Annotated in this window: 21 protein-coding genes and 3 tRNA genes; 18 read left to right on the forward strand and 6 right to left on the reverse strand. The window is 35.9% G+C overall.

Annotation, left to right across the window (positions count from 1 at the left end; genetic code table 11):
• The first annotated feature begins 144 nt into the window (after positions 1–144).
• Together ACMV0E_RS03085 and ACMV0E_RS03090 are read left to right on the forward strand one after the other, a co-directional pair.
• On the forward strand, positions 145–798 hold the full coding sequence (locus ACMV0E_RS03085) for a carotenoid biosynthesis protein (protein ID WP_416085032.1): 654 nt from the start codon (positions 145–147) through the stop codon (positions 796–798).
• A gap of 56 nt (positions 799–854) precedes the next feature.
• A complete protein-coding gene (locus ACMV0E_RS03090; protein ID WP_416084913.1) occupies positions 855–1,604 on the forward strand; it encodes an oxygen-binding di-iron domain-containing protein in 750 nt (249 codons plus the stop codon).
• Positions 1,605–1,661: 57 nt separating this feature from the next.
• On the opposite strand, the gene ACMV0E_RS03095 is transcribed toward ACMV0E_RS03090, so the two are convergent.
• Positions 1,662–2,615, reverse strand: a complete 954-nt coding sequence (locus ACMV0E_RS03095) for a SufB/SufD family protein (protein ID WP_416084914.1) — start codon at positions 2,613–2,615, stop codon at positions 1,662–1,664.
• Complete coding sequence (locus tag ACMV0E_RS03100; RefSeq protein WP_416084915.1) at positions 2,606–3,361, reverse strand: ATP-binding cassette domain-containing protein; 756 nt, start codon at positions 3,359–3,361, stop codon at positions 2,606–2,608. Before ACMV0E_RS03100 ends, ACMV0E_RS03095 begins: the two co-directional genes overlap by 10 nt.
• Before the next feature lie 144 nt (positions 3,362–3,505).
• On the opposite strand from ACMV0E_RS03100, the gene ACMV0E_RS03105 reads away from it, so the two are divergent.
• On the forward strand, positions 3,506–4,183 hold the full coding sequence (locus tag ACMV0E_RS03105) for a TIGR03936 family radical SAM-associated protein (protein WP_416084916.1): 678 nt from the start codon (positions 3,506–3,508) through the stop codon (positions 4,181–4,183).
• On the opposite strand, the gene ACMV0E_RS03110 is transcribed toward ACMV0E_RS03105, so the two are convergent.
• The 3 genes from ACMV0E_RS03110 to ACMV0E_RS03120 form a co-directional block, all read right to left on the reverse strand.
• Positions 4,180–5,085 carry a diguanylate cyclase domain-containing protein gene (locus ACMV0E_RS03110; RefSeq protein WP_416084917.1) on the reverse strand — a complete coding sequence of 302 codons (906 nt, stop codon included), beginning with the start codon at positions 5,083–5,085 and terminating at the stop codon, positions 4,180–4,182. The genes ACMV0E_RS03105 and ACMV0E_RS03110 overlap by 4 nt on opposite strands.
• Positions 5,086–5,173: 88 nt before the next feature.
• On the reverse strand, positions 5,174–5,845 hold the full coding sequence (locus tag ACMV0E_RS03115; RefSeq protein ID WP_416084918.1) for a DUF996 domain-containing protein: 672 nt from the start codon (positions 5,843–5,845) through the stop codon (positions 5,174–5,176).
• A gap of 53 nt (positions 5,846–5,898) precedes the next feature.
• Entirely contained in the window at positions 5,899–6,300 is a 402-nt protein-coding gene (locus ACMV0E_RS03120; RefSeq protein WP_416084919.1) for a diguanylate cyclase domain-containing protein, read from the reverse strand.
• A 67-nt stretch (positions 6,301–6,367) separates the two neighbouring features.
• Here ACMV0E_RS03120 and ACMV0E_RS03125 point away from each other — a divergent pair, with 67 nt between their 5' ends.
• Genes ACMV0E_RS03125 through ACMV0E_RS03135 form a run of 3 tightly spaced genes read left to right on the forward strand, consistent with a single transcriptional unit; the run spans position 6,368 to position 8,116 of the window.
• Positions 6,368–7,273, forward strand: coding sequence for a cation diffusion facilitator family transporter (locus ACMV0E_RS03125; RefSeq protein ID WP_416084920.1), 906 nt, complete (start codon positions 6,368–6,370; stop codon positions 7,271–7,273).
• A gap of 44 nt (positions 7,274–7,317) precedes the next feature.
• Positions 7,318–7,617: a hypothetical protein gene (locus tag ACMV0E_RS03130; RefSeq protein ID WP_416084921.1), complete on the forward strand. Its 300-nt coding sequence runs from the start codon at positions 7,318–7,320 to the stop codon at positions 7,615–7,617.
• A 22-nt stretch (positions 7,618–7,639) separates the two neighbouring features.
• Positions 7,640–8,116 carry an Hsp20/alpha crystallin family protein gene (locus tag ACMV0E_RS03135; RefSeq protein WP_416084922.1) on the forward strand — a complete coding sequence of 159 codons (477 nt, stop codon included), beginning with the start codon at positions 7,640–7,642 and terminating at the stop codon, positions 8,114–8,116.
• Positions 8,117–8,141: 25 nt separating this feature from the next.
• Here the strand turns inward: ACMV0E_RS03135 and ACMV0E_RS03140 are convergent, their stop codons facing one another.
• The gene (locus tag ACMV0E_RS03140; RefSeq protein WP_416084923.1) at positions 8,142–9,071 is read right to left on the reverse strand and encodes a bile acid:sodium symporter; all 930 of its coding nucleotides are present in this window, start codon (positions 9,069–9,071) and stop codon (positions 8,142–8,144) included.
• A gap of 167 nt (positions 9,072–9,238) precedes the next feature.
• Here ACMV0E_RS03140 and rpsO point away from each other — a divergent pair, with 167 nt between their 5' ends.
• From rpsO to ACMV0E_RS03200, 12 genes are all read left to right on the forward strand, one after another.
• The gene (gene rpsO, locus ACMV0E_RS03145; protein ID WP_416084924.1) at positions 9,239–9,505 is read left to right on the forward strand and encodes a 30S ribosomal protein S15; all 267 of its coding nucleotides are present in this window, start codon (positions 9,239–9,241) and stop codon (positions 9,503–9,505) included.
• A gap of 4 nt (positions 9,506–9,509) precedes the next feature.
• Entirely contained in the window at positions 9,510–11,627 is a 2,118-nt protein-coding gene (locus ACMV0E_RS03150) for a polyribonucleotide nucleotidyltransferase (protein WP_416084925.1), read from the forward strand.
• Positions 11,627–12,856 carry a M16 family metallopeptidase gene (locus tag ACMV0E_RS03155; protein ID WP_416084926.1) on the forward strand — a complete coding sequence of 410 codons (1,230 nt, stop codon included), beginning with the start codon at positions 11,627–11,629 and terminating at the stop codon, positions 12,854–12,856. Before ACMV0E_RS03150 ends, ACMV0E_RS03155 begins: the two co-directional genes overlap by 1 nt.
• The gene (locus ACMV0E_RS03160) at positions 12,849–13,427 is read left to right on the forward strand and encodes a uracil-DNA glycosylase (RefSeq protein ID WP_416084927.1); all 579 of its coding nucleotides are present in this window, start codon (positions 12,849–12,851) and stop codon (positions 13,425–13,427) included. The genes ACMV0E_RS03155 and ACMV0E_RS03160 overlap by 8 nt, the downstream gene beginning before the upstream one ends.
• Positions 13,428–14,699, forward strand: a complete 1,272-nt coding sequence (gene secD / locus ACMV0E_RS03165; RefSeq protein WP_416084928.1) for a protein translocase subunit SecD — start codon at positions 13,428–13,430, stop codon at positions 14,697–14,699.
• Between the two features lie 10 nt (positions 14,700–14,709).
• Positions 14,710–15,786 (forward strand): protein translocase subunit SecF, encoded by a 1,077-nt coding sequence (gene secF / locus ACMV0E_RS03170; RefSeq protein WP_416084929.1) that lies wholly within the window; start codon positions 14,710–14,712, stop codon positions 15,784–15,786.
• A gap of 27 nt (positions 15,787–15,813) precedes the next feature.
• A complete protein-coding gene (locus ACMV0E_RS03175) occupies positions 15,814–16,329 on the forward strand; it encodes an adenine phosphoribosyltransferase (protein WP_416084930.1) in 516 nt (171 codons plus the stop codon).
• Between the two features lie 58 nt (positions 16,330–16,387).
• Complete coding sequence (locus tag ACMV0E_RS03180) at positions 16,388–18,370, forward strand: RelA/SpoT family protein (protein ID WP_416084931.1); 1,983 nt, start codon at positions 16,388–16,390, stop codon at positions 18,368–18,370.
• Positions 18,321–18,809 (forward strand): D-aminoacyl-tRNA deacylase, encoded by a 489-nt coding sequence (gene dtd / locus ACMV0E_RS03185; protein ID WP_416084932.1) that lies wholly within the window; start codon positions 18,321–18,323, stop codon positions 18,807–18,809. The genes ACMV0E_RS03180 and dtd overlap by 50 nt, the downstream gene beginning before the upstream one ends.
• A gap of 56 nt (positions 18,810–18,865) precedes the next feature.
• Positions 18,866–18,940, forward strand: a tRNA-Gly gene (locus ACMV0E_RS03190).
• 1 nt (position 18,941) lies between these two features.
• Positions 18,942–19,016 (forward strand) — tRNA-Cys (locus ACMV0E_RS03195).
• Between the two features lie 9 nt (positions 19,017–19,025).
• Positions 19,026–19,112: transfer RNA gene (locus tag ACMV0E_RS03200), tRNA-Leu, on the forward strand.
• Positions 19,113–19,120 lie beyond the last annotated feature (8 nt).

The following is a 19,120-nucleotide window of genomic DNA, read 5'->3' on the forward strand; positions in this document are numbered from 1 at the left end:
AAAATTAATATGTGTCTCAATCATCTGAGGTAATGTCGAACATAAAGAGAAAAAATATGACAAGTATTTGCAATTTTTTCAAAAAAGCACTAAACTTTTTAGAGTGATAAAAAATTGCTCGATTATAGGGATAGGTCAAAAGAAGTGAAAAATGGGAAGAAATATTTCGGATTGATACTGCAAATAATAATTTTAATCTTTGCTCCATTAATATATGAAAATATAGGTATGCATTATGGTGGTCCTCTTGGTGTAAGATACTTTTATGCAGATTTCTTTAATCCCAAGTTCTTGGGACTTCCGATACTTGTTTGGTTTTTCTGGATAGTTTTTATATTAATCGGTTATTCACTTACAAATGCCTTTATTGAATTTCTCTTAAAAAGAGATTATTTTTTTCATATAAATAGTATATCTAATTTGATTTTGTGTGCTTTCCTTGATGGTTTTGCCGTTATGACATTTGATTTCTTTATAGATCCTGTTTCTGTGAAGTTTGGATTATGGGTTTGGCAAAACAATTCTCAGTACTCTTATTTTGATGTTCCATTTGGTAATTTTATAGGTTGGTTTGTAATTGTTTCCACAACAACTTTTCTTGTAAGATTAATAGATCAAACATTTCAAATAAAACCTAATGAAAAGTTAGTACTTATTTCTCCTTACCTGTATCTTGCAATTGTATTCGTTTCTTTCATCCTTTCTTTTATTCTTTTTGGTTTCGAGCTTTCAATTACAAGCTTATTACTGTCTTCCCCAATAGTAATTTTTAGTTTTTATACAATAAGGGCATCTTAAATAAGGTTCTTGTGCTATAATACAAATCTGAGATTTAAATAATTAGGAGGTGAAAATTGAAAGTTTCTCTTTTTGAAAATGAAAATCACAAGGTTTTTAAATTTTCGGGATTTGGCGATTCTGATGAGGTTGAAACAAATCAGTTTTTAATTGTTGATGGAAGTGAGGCTTTGCTCTATGAACCTGGCGGTTCAAGGATAAATTCTTATCTTTTTTCAGAGATTGCCTCTATCATTCCACCGCAAAAAATTAAGTATATTGTTCTATCTCATCAAGACCCAGATGTAAGTGCATCTTTAAACTTCTGGGTTGTATCAACGAATGCAACGATTTTTGTTTCTGAATTGTGGGCACGATTTATCCCACACTTTCTTCCAAAGGCAATTGTTGAGGATAGATTAGTAAAAGTAAAAGATGGAGGAATGCGACTGAAATTAGGAAATTCCGAGGTTGTCCTTGTTCCTGCGCATTTCTTACACTCAGAAGGAAACTTTCAAATTTATGATCCTGTGTCTTCAATTCTTCTTTCGGGAGATTTTGGTGCTTCAATTGGTGCAGATTATGAAGTTGTTTCTAATTTTGAAGAGCATTTAAAATTTATGGAACCTTTCCACAAAAGGTATATGCCTTCATCTTTTGCTATTAAATCCTGGGTTAATATGGTACGTAAATTAGATTTAGAACAGATTGTGCCACAGCATGGTCCAAGATTTGTTGGTAAAGACTATGTAAATAAATTTTTAGATTGGGCTTTTAATTTGAAGCCGCTTCTTGAAGAAAATCCAGATTGGTATAAGTTGCCTTAAAGTATTTTTTTTCTTGAAGGTTTAAAAAGGAAAGGCAATTGCCTTTCCTTTAAGTTTTTACTGCAAAATTCCTTTTATGATAAGTTCTGTTGCTTCTTCTTCCGTTAATCCCTTTGCCATGAGAGTTTCGAGTTGCCTTCTATTTACTCTCCCAATGGATGCCTCATGAGTGAGTTCCGATAGATCATTAACAACTTTAAGGATTGGCTCAGTTTTCACATCAACTTTGTTACCTTTTGTGATTTCATTACATTCAACATGTCCGTAAGAATATGGTGCGTTGCCATATGCTATATTAACAATATTTGCCTTTGTCTCATCAAGCGCAACAACTGTTGATTTAGCAATTCCTCTTGAACGCTCACCGTTTAGGTTTAATGTCTCTTTTATTTCAATCTCGTCATTTTTGGTTCCTTTTACTTTTGATGTAAGTTCTCCAATTGCACTTTCTCCAAGGTCAAGATTCATTTCAACATATAGTTTCCCAATACGTGTCTTTGTTAAGGTAAAACTATTTTTGTATATACCGCCTTTCTCAACCTTTGCATTTGTAATTGTCCTAAGATTTATCGTTCCAAGATCTGAGTGGAAGTGTTCATCGGCATATTCCATTACTGCTCCATCTTCAACTATTACATTTGAGATTGCATTGTGGGTGAATTCCTCAACCTGCGGAAAAACACAGTGGGCTGTAAATTTTACTTTTGCATTTTTTCTTATTCTTATATTGAAGATGACATTTTGAAGTCCTCTCTTTTCAACATATCCAGTGCAAACATGAATAGGAATTGGAAGTGCAACGCCTTCTTCTATCTCCATATCAACACGCACACCATTTTCTATTTGTGTTGGCGTTAGTTTTACACCAGGGACATTATTCAGTCCTATAACTCTATTTCCACTTATGATGATTGATGCAACTCTCTTATCAAAGTATTTTGAAGCATCATATCCATTCTTTTCAAGGGCATCAACGATTTGTTTATATTCATCGGTAATATTTATACCCATTTTCTAACCTCCTCTTTTGATTTTTCATTTTGTTTTGGTGCATTTGGATGGTTGCATATACCACATTCTTTCTTATACTCCTCAATTACTGAGATAGCATCTCCTTTATTAAGGACAATGCCATTACAGATATGGTATGCAAAATCAACATTTGTTGCCATTTCTTCCCTGTGAGTAATTATAATGGGTGTTCCACCATATGAAGCGATATAATTTAGGACATTATTTACCATTTCAAGACTCATAATATCAATACCTGAATCTGGTTCATCAAGGATTGCGTATCTTGGCTTTAAAACCAAAATTGAAGCAAGCTCAACTCTTTTCCTTTCGCCTCCACTAAGACTTCCGTTAACCTTTCTTGCTATATATAGTTTTGGATTCAATCCAACTGTCTCAAGAACTTGTTCAAGCTCATTTCGGTCGATTTTTATTTTTCCACCAAGCGTCAAATATGCTCCAACGCTAATTCCCTCAAATCTTGGTGGTTCCTGGAAGACAAGCGTTATTCCTCTTTTTGCGCGTTCATAGATTGAAAGATTTGTAATATCCTCATTATCAAGGAGGATTCTTCCTGTTGTTGGCTTGTAATCCTCAAGCCCCATAATTATATATCCAAGAGTGCTTTTCCCAGCACCATTTACACCAAGGATTGCATACTTTTTACCTTCCTCAAACTCCATAGAAACTTCCTTAAGGATGAGTTTATTATCAGCTTTAAAGCTTATGTTTTCAAGTTTTAGCATCTTTTCACCTCATTTGTAATAAATTATAACACAAAAAGTAATATATTGCAAGGAAAAGGAACATCTTATACGGCTCCTTTTGATTGCCGTAATATATTTTTGAGAAATAGAAAAAATCTTCATTTCTCAATATAATAAAGATATATGAGAATAAGAGTTAATTTTGAGCGTCCCTATGCAATTTTTTACTTGGGGCATCTTGATATGAAAACTGTTATTGAAAGGGGTTTAAGAAGATCAGGTCTTCCTCTTAAATTTACCGAAGGTTTTAACAAAAGAGTGCAATTGGAATTGGGATTTCCTTTGAGTGTCGGCATGGTAGGGGAGGATGAGTATTTTGACTTCTTCTTGAGGGAAGAGGTTGATCTTTATAAGATTTTTGAATCACTTACAGAAGCATTTGAAGGTCTTCTTGTAATAAAGAGAATTAAGCCGCTTCCATATTCTGCAAGGTCTATAACTTCGTTTGAGGCAATGTTTACAAATATTGTAGTTGGACACACAGTGTCTGGTATTTCCAAATTTGATATTGAAAATGCCTTAAATTCAATTCTTGAAAAGCAAGAAATTTTAGTAGAAAGAGATTACAAGAAAAAGGATGTAAGAAAATTCATTGATAAGTTAGAACTTTATAGTTTCCGAGATCCTCACTTTGAGATCCTTATGACTACCCTTTATTTAAGAGAAGGAAGCATTAAGATGAACGAATTTGAGAATATCCTTGCAAATCTTATACCTGTTGAGTTTGAATATGTGATAAGAAAGAATACGCTTGTCCTCGATAAAGGAAGGCTTTTAACTCCGTTTGATTTAAATTTCTAACCAAATTTACAATTATTTTTACCAGATTTCTTCACTTCGTACATAAGAGCATCTGCCCTTGCAATAAGGGATTGAATTGTATCATCTTTTCTTATCAGAGTGCATCCAATTGAAGTAGTTATAGATAACTCACGTCCATCTATATCTATTGATGAATTGTTTATGAGTATTCTTAGTGTTTTTGTAAATTTCTTAAGATTTTCTTCGTCGATGTCTTTAAGGATAACTGCAAATTCTTCTCCGCCGTATCTTCCAACAATATCGTGTGGTTTTATATTTGAAAGAATTGTCTGTGCAATTGCTCTTAAGACTCTGTCTCCAATGAGGTGTCCATATGTATCGTTTAACTTCTTAAAGTCATCGATATCGATAAATAAAAAGCCGTGTGATTTATTAAGTAGATTTACCTCTTTAATTGCTTCATCTATTTTTATTTCAAGGTATCTTCTATTAGGAATTTGAGTTAATTGGTCAATAAAAGCATCTTTTTGAAGCTTTTGGATATTTTCTCTTATTAAAGGCAATCCCCAACCTTGATTAAATCTTTCAACAGCGCCAACAATTTCTCCTTTTCTATTTCTTACAGGAATTGCTTCAACATTAACTGGTATTCTTGCTCCATTTTTATCGTGCAGGTACACATTTTCAGAGACAATTTCTCCTTTTTCCATTGCTCTCACAAGCGGACATTTTGTGAGACATAGAAGTGTTCCATTTTCATCCACATGACGAAGAATATTGTCAAAACATCTTTTATTTATTATCTCTTCCTTTTTGTAGCCTGTAATTTCCTCTGCTGCCTTATTCCAGTAGAGTATTTTTCTTTTTCTATCAACAAAGTAAATACCATCGACAGTATTCTCTGCTGCTGTTTCGTAATATTTTTTCATTGCCTTTTTCATCTGTCGCCTCAAAAAGAATTATAGGAGATTTGTAAAATAAAAAGAAGGGGTAGCAACTTGCTACCCCTAAACGAGATATGTTAAAACATTAAAGGAGTGGAGGAGGGGACTCTTGAGTACTTACTTCTAAATTGTCTTTAAGTGAGAAGAATGCAACAACCTCAAAAATATATCCAATAAAGTAAACAAGCAGTCCAACAAGTATAATTGAAAGTATTGAGCCAATGAACATAAGGTTTCCTGCGGTTCTGAAATATTCAACTTGAGTTTCTTTTGAAATCTCCTCATAAGATTTCTTTAAGTAATAGCTTCTTGCAACTAAAATGCCGTATAGGATTAATCCAAATACAACCGATACAATTATGATACCTATCCCCAAATTTTCTCTTAAACCAAAATTGCTAAATGGACCTTCAAACAATCCAAATGGGTGTCTTTTTACACCAAAATTGAAATTTGGGAATCTTCTATTTGGAATTATATATCCATAGTAAAGCATACTTCCCATAAAGATTCTTCTTACAGTCATTCCAATCAGTGCAAGTCCACCTACGGTTGCTAAAACTATTTGAAGGATGAAGCTAACAAGGAAATTGTCGTAAATTTTTTTATTTTTTGTAAGCTTTGAAAGTTCACTTATGGCAATAAATACGAGCACTAAACCTGCAATGCCTGCAAAGATACCAAGTCCTGGAATTACGCTCAAAATTGCAAGCAAGACTCCAACTCCACCAATTATTTTAATATTTTTCAATTCCATATCGTTCACCTCTCAATAAAAATTATAGAGTTAATTGTGAAAGAATTATGAATTTATTTTTTTCTTCTTAAATTCTCGTATGCCTCTTTCACATTTCCAAAGAAGCTTCCGCTTATGTTCCATGCGATATTTACCTTTGGAGGATTTGGCATTTCTTTTAAATAGTTTTCAAGCTCATCCTTTATCCGTTTTGTAATTTCAATTATGTTGTCCTCGTTTATGTCTTCTAAAATAACTCCAAACTCATTCTTGCTTACTCTTCCAACAATGTCATATCCTCTTACAGATATTGAAAGCAACTCCGCAGTCTTTTTAATAATTTGAGGTTCGTTTGTGTCTATTTCTATAATTATTGTGCCAATGTTTGCATCTCTTTTCTTACTAAGCCTTTCGAGTTCCTCATCAAAAAAATCCCTTGAATAAAGATTTGTTTCTAAATCTCTTATGTGCCCCATTTTTCACCTCTCTTATAAATTTTACAACAAATGTAATATAATTGAAATGGGTTTTTAAGAGGGAAAAATGGAAAAAGAACACGACCACAACTACGAAATTGGAAGTGCATCGGGTAGAGTACTTGTTTCAATATTTATGAATATTCTCATAACAGTACTTGAGATAATCTTTGGAATTCTTTCAAGAAGTTTGTCTTTGATTTCGGATTCGATGCATAATTTGTCAGATACACTCTCAGGAATTTTTACTTTGTGGACTTTGAGACTTTCTGAAAGAAAGCATAACGAACGTTTTACCTTTGGATATAGGCGATCTCAGATAATAGCTGCATTTGTAAATAGTTCAGTTCTTCTTGTTATTGCGGCACTCCTCATTCGTGAAGCAATTTTACGCTTCTTATCAGTTGAGGTGATTAATGTCAGTCTCATGCTGCCTGTTGCAGTTGTCGGTCTTATTGCAAACTCAATTAGTGCAATTCTATTACATTCGCATGCTCACAGCCTGAACGTTCGAAGTACGTATCTACACCTACTTTCAGATGCTCTATCATCAGTTGCAGTTGTTCTTGGTGCAGTTTTTATGTGGATATTTAAAATCTACTGGATTGATCCTCTTTTGACTATCCTTATTGCCATTTATACGGGATATAAAGCATTTGAAATTGTCAAGGAGAGCACACTTATTCTTCTTGAAGCAACACCAAGTGATATTGATTTAAGAGATGTAGAAAAAAACGTTCTTACGATTCCCGGGGTTGTGAATATCCACCATATCCATGTGTGGCGGCTCGATGATGAAAAAACACTTCTTGAAGCGCATGTAAATGTCCTGCCAAATACGAGCGTTGATGAAACCAAAAACATTCGTCTTGAGATTGAAAAAATTCTTAAAGAAAAGTTCGGTATTGATCATACAAATATTCAATTTGAATGTAATGAACACCTTGAGGACAAATTAATAAAAGAAAATTAAGTGCCTTTCTCTAATTTCATACTTACTTTTTTAAGAAAAATTTTATGAGAACAAAGTCTTTCAAACTTATCAATACCCTTGCCTTTATATCACTTGCGGCTTACATTGCAATGCACTTTAACTATTCTACACTTTTTGCATGTATGGATCTTGGGACGGTTGCAGTTAATACCCTGCATAATGAATCTGAATATTTTGACGGAATTGATTTTTTTTCGGAAACACTGCTTCTTGTGCTCTTTACAATTGTTGGTGCTGGCTTTGATATAAATTATCGAATTCGGGGACTTTTTGATAATTTTCTTAATTTTACCCCCTTGACAAACTTAAAAAATTATATATAATATATTGCAGGAGGTGATGGATATGGCAAGAATCTATGATCCCTTTGAAGAAATTAGAAGACTTGAACAAGAAATTGATGAAATATTCTCTCAGTTCTGGAGAAGCGCAAGACCAAGATTGGCGCTTCCAAGGAAGGAAAGGGGAGAAATTCAACCAGTAGAAACCCAGATTGCCTTTGCTCCTTCTGTTGATGTTATTGAAAAAGATAATGAAATTGTTGTAAAAGCAGACCTTCCTGGAATTGATAAGAAAGATGTAAAAATTAAGGTTGAACCTGATTCTGTTGTTATCTCTGGTGAAGTAAAGAAGGAGCGTAAGGAAAAAGAAGAGAACTACTTCATTGAAGAGCGTGTATATGGTAGTTTCTACAGAGCAATTCCTTTACCAGCTGAAGTAGATCCTGAAAAAGCTCAGGCTAAATTCGAAAATGGAGTTCTTGAAATAACTCTTCCAAAGGTTGAAACTGGCAAGAAGACAAAAGAAATTTCACTTGAGTAAATAAAGTCCTCCTCGTTTGCCCCCGCTATTTTGCGGGGGCTTTTTTATTTAGTTTAATAAGAATCTCTGAAGGAAATATCATTAAAGACCAAGGGATCTGTGCAAGGGTTAGTACAAGCGAAGCCTTTGCATCAAGAAAGGAAAGCGCAAGTATAACACCGATTGTTACATTCATAAATGTCTTTGTTGCAAAAATTGAAATTCGCTCCTTCATAGGCAAAAAAGGTGTTATGTAGAATGGAACGATCATAAATAGAAGATATATTGGTATAGAAAAGAGAATAAATCCTATTGATTCAATTGGGTTTTTTACTATGAAGTTATAGTTAATGGCAGAAATTGTCGTGCCAAGGAGAAGCAGGATTAAAGTTGTTATGACTTTGTTTTTTGAAGCAATTTGAGTTGTGAGCCTTTTGAATGTGTATTTGAATATTTGAGATAGTATTAACGGAATGAAAATGAGCTTTATAAGGGTTGTAGAAATATTGAGGTAGTCAACATGTATAACCTTTCTAAGAAGGATATAAAAGAGTAATGGAATTGTAATGGGTGCAATAATATGAGTAATGATAATTATTGTTGTTGAAAGAATTGTATCTCCTTCGAGGATATCTGTAATTGAAGCTGAGGCAACTCCTGCTGGCACCGCAGAAAAGAGAAGATAAGATGCAAGAAGAAAATCTTCAACCTTTAGAATTTTTAAAATTACAAAGACAGAGATAGGAAGCAGTATCAAATCGAAAACTACCGCACATAAAATGAGTTTTACTTTCTTTGAAACTTTTAATAGATCTTGAAATTTAAGCTTAAGAAAGGTAAAAAACAGGACGAGCATCAAAAATTCAGTAAGATATGGTTTTAAGACGGCAAATTGAGGGAACATAAGTCCCAAAGGTATTCCAAGTGTTATGATAAACGATGTGTTATTTTCGATAAATTCTATAACTCTTTTCATACTTCACAATTATATTTTATAAGCCTCGTTTTCCAAATCGCTATTATTTTTGAAAAAGATACAAAATATTGTATAATATCTTTGCTTTTAGCAAGGGAAACTCGTATAACCCTCCATACGGTTTCCTTTGTTATTAGCGGAATAAAAATTTTTATAGGAGGTAAAAAATGATTACAAAAGAACAGAAAGAAGAAATTTTTAAGAAATTTGGTCGTCACGAAGGTGACACAGGTTCACCTGAAGTGCAGATTGCACTTCTTACATTACGAATAAACAATCTTACGGAGCACTTAAAGCAATTCAAAAAAGATTTTGCTTCTCGAAGAGGACTTTTTAAGTTAGTCGGTGAGAGAAGAAAACTTCTTACTTATCTTAAGGAAACAGATAAAGAGCGTTACGAGAGAATTGTTAAAGAATTGAATTTGAGAGCATAAGACTATGGTGGAGAAAATAAGTATTGAAGTAGGCGGAAAAGTAATAGAGTTTGAAGTAGGTAGGATGGCAAAGCAAGCAGGAGGTGCCGTTTTTGCAACATGTGGCGGCACACAGGTGCTTGCAACTTCCACGATGGGAGATGAACCTGCAGAACCAACAGACTTTTTCCCTTTAACTGTTGATTATTTCGAAAAGATGTATGCTGCAGGAAAAATCCCTGGAGGGTTTTATAAGAGGGAAGGACGTCCTACCGATGAAGAAATCCTTGGTTCCCGCCTTATCGACCGTCCCCTTAGACCAATGTTTCCAATTCAATTCAGGCGCCCAGTCCATATTGTTGTGTATGTCCTTTCTGCAGATGGCGCTATTTCACCTGCAATTCTTGGTATAAATGCTGCATCTTTAGCATCACTTATTTCGGATGAGCCTTTTTACGAAGCAGTCTCCGCTGTTAAGGTCGGTCTGATTGATGGTAAATTTGTCATAAATCCCAATGAAAGCGATATTGATGAGAAGAGCCTTCTTGATTTAAGTATAGCAGGCACAAAAGATGCCCTTATAATGATTGAATCTGGCTCAAAGGAAATATCAGAAGAGACAATGCTTCAGGCAATGGAAGTTGCCTTGGAGGAGATTAAGAAGATTTCTCTTGCGCAGGAAGAATTTGCAAAAAGGATTGGGAAACCAAAAGTTCAAGTGCCCGAAGTTATAATTGACGAAGCCTTAAAGCAGGAGATTGAGTCGGAAATCCTTGATAAAATTAAACTTGCACTCGAAAATAAAGAAAAACTCACCCGAGAGAAGGCGCTTGAAGAGATTAAAAAAGGAATAATAACAGAGTACGAAGAGAAATATCCAGAAAAGGTCTCTGAAGTAAATATGATTTTTGACCTCATTTTGAGGAATTACATAAGGTCTCAAACACTTCAGGGTAATCGAATTGATGGAAGAAAGCCTGATGAAATTAGACCAATCTCAATTGAGGTCGGGGTTCTTAAGAGAACTCATGGCTCAGCGCTTTTCACAAGGGGACAAACACAGGTACTTTCTATTGCAACACTTGGTGGAAAAGGCGAAGGTCAATTGATTGAGTCTCTTGAAGAAGAAATCATAACTAAAAGATATATGCACTACTATAATTTCCCGCCTTTTTCTGTAGGTGAGGCACGTCCCATGAGAGGTCCCACTCGTAGAGAAATTGGACATGGTGCACTTGCAGAACGAGCACTTGTGCCAGTTTTACCAAGTGAAGAAGAATTTCCTTACACAATAAGAGTTGTCTCTGAGGTATTGGAATCTAATGGTTCCACCTCAATGGCTTCGACTTGTGGCTCAACTCTTGCACTTATGGATGCAGGTGTTCCCATTAAGAAGCCTGTTGCAGGTATAGCAATGGGTTTGATAAAGGAAGGGGATCAATTTGTAGTATTAACGGATATTCAAGGTGCAGAAGATCACCTTGGCGATATGGACTTTAAAGTTGCAGGGACTGATACAGGTATTACAGCACTTCAGATGGATATAAAAATCAAAGGAATTACAATTGATATTTTAAGAATTGCACTTGAGCAGGCTCGTAAGGCTCGTCTTTATATTCTTGAAAAAATGCAAGAAGTAATCCCTGCACCTCGTCCCGAAATTTCTCCATATGCTCCAAGAGTATATAAGATGCAAATTAGACCAGATAAGATTGGTTTGCTTATTGGACCTGGCGGAAAGACGATAAGAAGCATTATTGGTTCTACTGATTCAGAGATCAATATTGAGCCAGATGGGAAAGTCTACATCACAGCACCCAATGAAGACATACTAAATACAATTTTGGAGCGGATAAACCAACTTCTTGCAGAACCAGAAGAAGGAAAAATCTACGAAGGAGTTGTTACTGAGTTAAAGGAGTTTGGGGCACTTGTCCAAATTCTTCCAAATTATGTTGGTCTTTTGCATATATCTCAAATTGCAGATAAGTACATAAAGGATATTCGAAAAGAGCTTCATGTAGGTGACAAAGTAAAAGTAAAAGTCATTAAGATTGAAGATGATGGAAAAATTCAACTCAGTAAAAAGGCAGTTGATGGCGGAAATAACAACTCAAAAAAAGAAGAACCAGGAGAAAAATAATGGGCGAAAACCTTGAAATCTCAATTTCAAAAAATGGTATAAGATATTTCGTTGAAGAAAATCATACATTTCCATCGGTATCTTTGGGTGTATTTGTTAAGTCTGGCTCACGCTATGAAACTGATAAACTTGGCATTGCTCATTTCATCGAGCATATGGTTTTTAAAGAAACAAAAAAACGATCTTCCTTTGAGATTTCAAAGGCAATTGAAGGGCTTGGTGGAGAAATCAATGCCTATACCTCTTCTGAGTATTCCCTTTTTTATGTAAAGCTCCTTCAAAAAGATATTGAAGTTGGTTTTGATGTTTTGTCTGATATCTTGACAAATCCAACGTTTAATAAGGAACTTTTAGAAAAAGAAAGAGAAGTAATTCTTGAAGAAATCTACGAGTTTTACGATGACCCACAGGATATCTGTCAGACGGAGGCATTGCGTTCCCTTTGGGGAGATTCTCCTCTTTCAAGAAACCCTCTTGGGACTGAGGAAAGTGTACGCTCAATCACATATGAGGATATTGTTTCCTATTTTGAAAATTTTTTTGTTAAGGGAAACATTTTTATTTCAGCAGTTGGAGATATTGATCGCCTAAAGGCAGAGGAACTTGTCGAAAGGTATTTCAAAGATTTTAAAGAAGGCAACAAAGATATAAACACAGAAACAGTCTCCTATAAATTCCTTGATATAAACTATCCTAAGGAAACAGCGCAACTCCATCTTGCAATAACCCTAAAGGGTGAAAAGAGTTTTACGCATGAATCATATCTGCATTCAATTTTTACCGTTGCTCTTGGCGGAAATATGTCATCGAGGCTTTTCCAGAAACTACGTGAGGAACATGGACTTGTTTATACTATTTATGCTTATCCTGTGAGACTTGTCGATACAGGCGGCACAGTTATTTATGCATCTACCTTGCCAAAATACGAAAAAGTTGCAAAAGAAATTATTTTTGAAGAGTTAAATAGCGTTAAAGAGAAAGGCTTCACTCACGATGAATTTGTGAATGCCAAAAATTACCTTTTAGGAAGCATGATTTTAGGTCTTGAAAGTACCTCTTCAAGGATGCAGAAAAATGGTGTGTCAGGACTTATGCAGGGATATATAAGATCCGTTGAAGCCATCATAAAAGAGATAGAAGGAATTGAAAAAGATGAATTTGATTCCTATCTTAAAAATCTCTTGAATGGCACTTACGGAACTGTAAGAGTAGGAAAGATTGATGGATAGAGAAGCAATGCTTAGGGAAATTGAAAACGACATCAGGCACTGTACAAGATGCGATTTACACAAAACTAAAACCCATTACGTCCCAGGAGTTGGTCCTGCAAATGCAAAGATAATGTTTGTTGGCGAAGGTCCTGGTCGTGATGAAGATATTCAAGGTCTTCCTTTCGTTGGAGCTGCAGGTAAGCTTTTAACTCAACTTCTTTCAACAATAGGTATTGATAGGTCTCAAGTCTTCATAGGAAACATCGTTAAATGTAGACCACCCAATAACAGAGTTCCAACAGTTGAAGAAGTTGAAGCATGCATACCATATCTATATGCCCAAATTTCTGTAATTGAGCCTGAAATTATCGTAACGCTTGGCAATACACCTTTAAATGCACTTGTAAGCCCAGCATTAAAGGTAAGTTCAGTTCACGGCAGAGTGTTTGAGAAAGATGGTTTAAAATTTTTTGTGACATTTCATCCTGCTGCAGCACTCTATCATGGCGAATACAAAGAGTTGCTTATGGAGGATTTTATGAAGTTAAAACAAATTTTAGATGAGACAAAAATTGTAGGAGGTTCTTAGATGAAAAGGAAGCTTTTAGTATGGTTTGTTATTTTCCTCATTGTGTTTGGACTTGCACTTTATATTGACTACACTGCAATTACTGCATCTTCAAAACCACTTGAAACCTTAAACAAATTTGAAAGCTATATCGTGCCTCGATTTGGGCTTGATATAAAAGGCGGCGTAAGATTTGTTTTGGAGGCTGTGGATACCCCCCAGGTAAAGGTTACACAAGAAGCAATGCAAACAGCAATAAGTGTAATCCAAAAAAGAGTTAATGCCCTTGGAATTTCTGAAGCAGTTGTCGTGCAAGAGAGGGGGGCAAACTGGAAAAGAATCGATGTTGAACTTCCAGGTTGGAAAGATCCAGAAAAGGCAAAAGAGCTCATTGGACAAACTGCGCTTTTGCAGTTTAAAACTGAAGATGGAAAAGTTGTTTTGACAGGTGCCCATATAAAGAATGCAACTCTTGAATTTAGTAAGGATCCTGCAACATTGGGTCAGCCAGTTATTGCCTTCCAATTAGATCCAGAAGGGACAAAAATATTTGCAGAAGTAACTCAACAAAACATTGGAAAGACGATTTCTATTTATCTTGACAATAGACTTCTTATGGCACCTACTGTAAAAAGTGCTATTACTGAAGGTCAGGGTGTTATAGAGGGTAAATTTACAAAGGAAGAAGCTGCAAACTATGCTGCTCTTTTAAGGTCTGGCGCATTACCTGTTAAATTGAATTTCATCCAGGAAGAAGTGGTTGGTCCATCATTGGGAAGCTACACTATTAGAATGGCAGTTTTAGGTGGCATATTTGCATTTATCCTTGTGATCCTATATATGATTATTTTTTATGGTTATCTTGGCATACTTTCTGCGATTTCCCTTATATTCTATGTTTCCCTTGAACTTGCTACGCTATTCCTTCTTCATGCAACACTTTCTCTTCCTGCAATAGGTGGTACAATTCTCTCCTTGGGTATGGCTGTTGATATCAACGTAATTGTGTTTGAAAGAATGAAGGAAGAGCTTAAACTTGGCAGAACCCTTAAATCGATTATAAACGCAGGTTTTGCAAACGCATTGCGTACGGTTATTGATTCAAACCTTACCGTACTTGTTGGTGCGGCATTCCTTTTCTACTTTGGCACAACAATTATTAAGGGTTTTGCTGTTACGACATCAATTGGTATTCTTACAGGGTTCATTTCTGGTGTATTTATAACAAGGCTTCTTGTTGAATTATTCCTTCCACAGTCATCTTTAAAGAGACCGTGGATGTGGGGAATATAGGAGGTTTGCGATGAGTTTTAGAGATAGAATTAAAAACTGGAATATTATAGGGCATACAAAAATCTGGTTCTCAATTTCGCTTTCCCTTATAATCATAGGTCTTGCTGCAATTGGTTATAATTGGGTAAAGTTTGGATCTCCATTAAACCTTGGTATTGACTTTAAGGGAGGTTCAATTATAACGCTTGCTTGCAGTGAACAGCCTGATTCTCAAAAAATAAGGGACATAGTTGCAAGCATTGGCTATAAGGATGTAATCGTCCAAGAAGCACAGGGGAATAAAGTTATAATAAAAATCAATGCTACAAACGTCCCACCTGATGATATTACAAAAATTGTAAATGAAGCTGATAAGCTATACAAAGTAAATAAGGATCAAACACAAATTACTTCTATTGCCCCTGTTATTGGAAGCGAATTGATGAAAAATGGTGCAGTTGCACTTCTTCTTTCACTTTTATTTGTCCTTTTTTATATCTCATTGAGGTTTGAGTTTAAAATTGCATTAGCAACAGTTTTGGCATTGTTTCACGATATCATTGTAACATTGGGCATGCTTGCTCTCTTTAGAATTGAAATTAATGCCCCCTTCATTGGTGCTTTTCTTACAATAATAACCTATTCAGTTGAAGATACGGTTGTTGTAATGGATAGAATTAGAGAAAAACTTAAATTTAAGTTAAGAGAGTCCTTTAGGGAACTTGTTAACAAGAGTATAACTGAAGTTTGGGTGCGTTCAATGAATACTTCTATTACAACGTTTTTCTCATCTCTTGCGCTTGTTATTTTCGGCGGTAGTGCTCTAAGAGACTTTTCAATGACACTTCTCTTTGGTCTTTTATCTGGGACATATTCCTCAATTTACATAGCATCCCCCTTACTTGTCCTTTTTAGAGGGGAGACACTTAGCGAAGAAATTGTAAAGAAAGAGAGCGTTGTTAAGGTAGTTGAGGAAGCACCAAAGACAGAAACTCATCCTGAAAGCAATGTAGGGCCTGCCTTGGAATCTCATGACGAGCCGAAATCCGCAAAAGAGAGCAAACAAAAATCAAAGAAGAAATACAAGTCTTCCAAAAAGAGAAAATGAGTATAATATATTTGTTAGGAGGTTAAAATGGATTTAAGGAAGTACGTTAGGGACATTCCAGATTTTCCGCAAAAGGGGATTCTTTTCAGGGATTTAACGCCTCTTATGGGGGACAAGGAAGCATTTAACTATGCAGTTAAAGAGATTGCAAATCATTTTAAGGATTTTCATGTGGATAAAGTTGCAGCCATTGAAGCAAGGGGATTTATTTTTGGTGCACCAATTGCAAAGGAACTTGGAGCAGGCTTTGTACCTATAAGAAAGCCAGGGAAATTACCATACGAAGTTGTAAGAAAAGAGTTTCAACTTGAATATGGAATGTCAATTCTCGAACTTCATAAAGATGCCTTCAAGAAAGGCGAAAGAGTTCTTATGATTGATGATCTTCTTGCAACAGGTGGTACTGCGCTTGCCGCATCTGAACTCGTTGAATCTCTTGGTGCAGAAATCGTTGGCTGGGGTTTTGTTGTAATACTTAAAAATCTGAAAGGAGAGGAAAAGATAGGGAAATATCATGTATTTTCCCTTGTAAACTTTGAATAAAGAAGAACTTTTTCAAGAATTAAAAAATAGAGTGTCCCCTTACCTCGACGGTGAGGGGATGAAACTTTTAGAGGATGCCTATAGGTTTGCACTTGAGAAACATTCAGGGCAAGCAAGAGAGTCAGGCGAAGAGTACATCATTCATCCACTGAATGTTGCTCTCATTCTTACTAATCTCAAGCTTGATGCTGAAACATATGCTGCAGCACTTCTCCATGATGTTGTTGAAGATACAAATGTTTCTCTTGAAGATATCAAGGTACAATTTGGAGATACTGTTGCATTTCTTGTTAATGGTGTCACAAAACTCAAAGGAATAAAAAGCGTATCAACTGAGGAGGCGCACCTTGAAAGTTTAAGAAAAATGCTCCTTGCAATGGCTCAGGATGTGCGAGTTGTCCTCATTAAGCTTGCCGATAGACTTCACAACATGCGAACCTTAAACTACCTTCCACCCGAAAAGCAAAAGGAAATTGCTAAAGAAACAATGGATATTTACGTTCCTCTTGCGCACCGCCTTGGGATCTATACGATGAAGTGGGAGCTTGAAGACCTGAGTTTCCGTTATCTTGAATCTGAAAAGTATTATGAGCTTGCAAAAAAGGTTGCAAAAAAACGTGAAGAGCGTGAAGCCTATGTGAATGAGTTAATGGAAGAGTTAAGAGGTCTCTTGAAGGAACATGGAATTACAGGAGTTGTGGAGGGGCGTCCAAAGAATCTCTATGGTATCTATAGAAAAATGATTCGTGATGGAAAACAATTTGAGGAAATTTACGATATTATTGCCTTAAGGATTATTGTAGATGACATCCCCACATGTTACCAAGTTTTAGGTATTGTAAATAACTACTATAAACTTGTCCCGGGAAGAATTAAAGACTACATTGCAATGCCAAAACCAAACTTCTATCGCTCACTTCATACAACGGTTATTACAAAATCAGGCGAACCTTTTGAAATACAGATTCGTACAAGGGAAATGCACGAAGTAGATGAAATGGGTATTGCGGCTCACTGGAAATACAAGGAAGGAAAATCCTTAGATAAAAATTATGAAGCAAAGATTGCTCGGCTTCGGCAGATGCTTGAGTGGCAAAAAGAGGTTCGTTCTTCAAAAGAGTTTGTTGAAAGAGTTAAAGTGGATCTATTCTCCGATGTGGTGCTTGTTTTTACGCCAAAAGGAGATGTCATTGAACTTCCCCAAGGTTCAACACCTGTTGATTTTGCATTCAGGGTGCATACAGATATAGGTTATCGTTGTGTAGGAGCAAAAGTAAACGGATCACTTGTCCCCCTTAACTACAAGCTTCAGACAGGAGATAGGGTTGAAATTATCACATCAAAAACTTCAAGCGGACCAAAACTTGACTGGCTTCAATTTGTCCGCACAGCCTCTGCAAAGTCAAAGATAAAGGCATATTTTAGAAAACTATACGAAGAAAAGAAAGAGACCCAAAAGTTTGAAGAGACACCAAAGCCACAGCTTCCTAAAATCATTCCTCTAAAGACAAAAACCGAAACAACAGAGTACTTCCCTACAATTAGTGGAGCAAGTAATATTAATATCTCTATTGCAAAATGTTGCAACCCAAAACCTTTTGATGAAATTGTTGGCTATATTTCAAGAGGGCGTGGTATAAAAATTCACAGAGTAGATTGTCCAAATCTTATGAAAATCGTCGAAAATGGAGGGAAGGTTGTTGAAGCGCATTGGAGTAAAGGCAAAGAGAAAAATCTCTATGCGTTCTTTAAATTAACAGTTCAGGATGTGCCTGGGCTTATATATAAAATTGCAGGAGTATTTGCAAAAAGAAACATTAGCTTTGAAAACTTTCATTCCTCTTCTAAAAAGAAAAAGTTTAAAGGAAGATTTCTTGCATATATAAGATTTTCTTGTAAGTTAGATCCCAAGTTTAATCTCTCAGAAATTGTTAAAGAACTTGAAAGCCTTGAAGAAGTTGTAAAAGTGCGAGTCTCTAAGAGGTGGGTATATGAGGGTAGTTCTACAGAGAGTGAAGAAGTCGAAAGTGAAAGTGAATAACGAGGTTGTTTCAGAGATTGGAGTTGGGCTTCTTGCACTTGTAGGTATTGAAAAAGGTGATACTGAGGAAGTTCTAAACTGGGTTGCAAATAAAATAGTAAATATGAGAATTTTTGAGGATAATGAAGGCAAGATGAATCTTTCAGTGAGGGACATTCAAGGTGAAATTCTTCTTGTATCCCAATTTACCCTTTTAGCCTACATAAAAAAAGGTAATCGCCCAAGTTTTACAGACGCAATGGAAGAAAACCTTGCAAGGGAATATTTTGATAAATTTGTTTCGATGGTAAAAAATTTGTATCCTTCTTTAAAAACTGGTGTCTTCAAGGCACATATGGAAGTTGAGCTTACAAACGATGGACCTGTAACAATTATTATAGAGCGCCATCCAAAAGATACTGATAGTATTTCACAGGTTAAAAATAATTTTGAAAATTGAGAAAATATTAAGCCTGTATTTGACAGAAGAGGAAAGTTGGGTATAATATTAAGTGTGCGGGAGTAGCTCAGGGGCAGAGCGCTGGCTTCCCAAGCCAGTTGTCGCGGGTTCAAATCCCGTCTTCCGCTCCATGGCGCCGTAGCCAAGTGGTAAGGCAAGGGTCTGCAAAACCCTCATTCGTCGGTTCGAATCCGACCGGTGCCTCCAGAAAAATTTGCCGGGGTGGCGGAACAGGCAGACGCACGGGACTTAAAATCCCGCGGTGGCGACACCGTGCCGGTTCGACTCCGGCCCCCGGCACCAAAATGAAA

The organism is Caldisericum insulae, from assembly GCF_047785965.1.
Classification (GTDB): Bacteria; Caldisericota; Caldisericia; order Caldisericales; family Caldisericaceae; genus Caldisericum; species Caldisericum exile_A.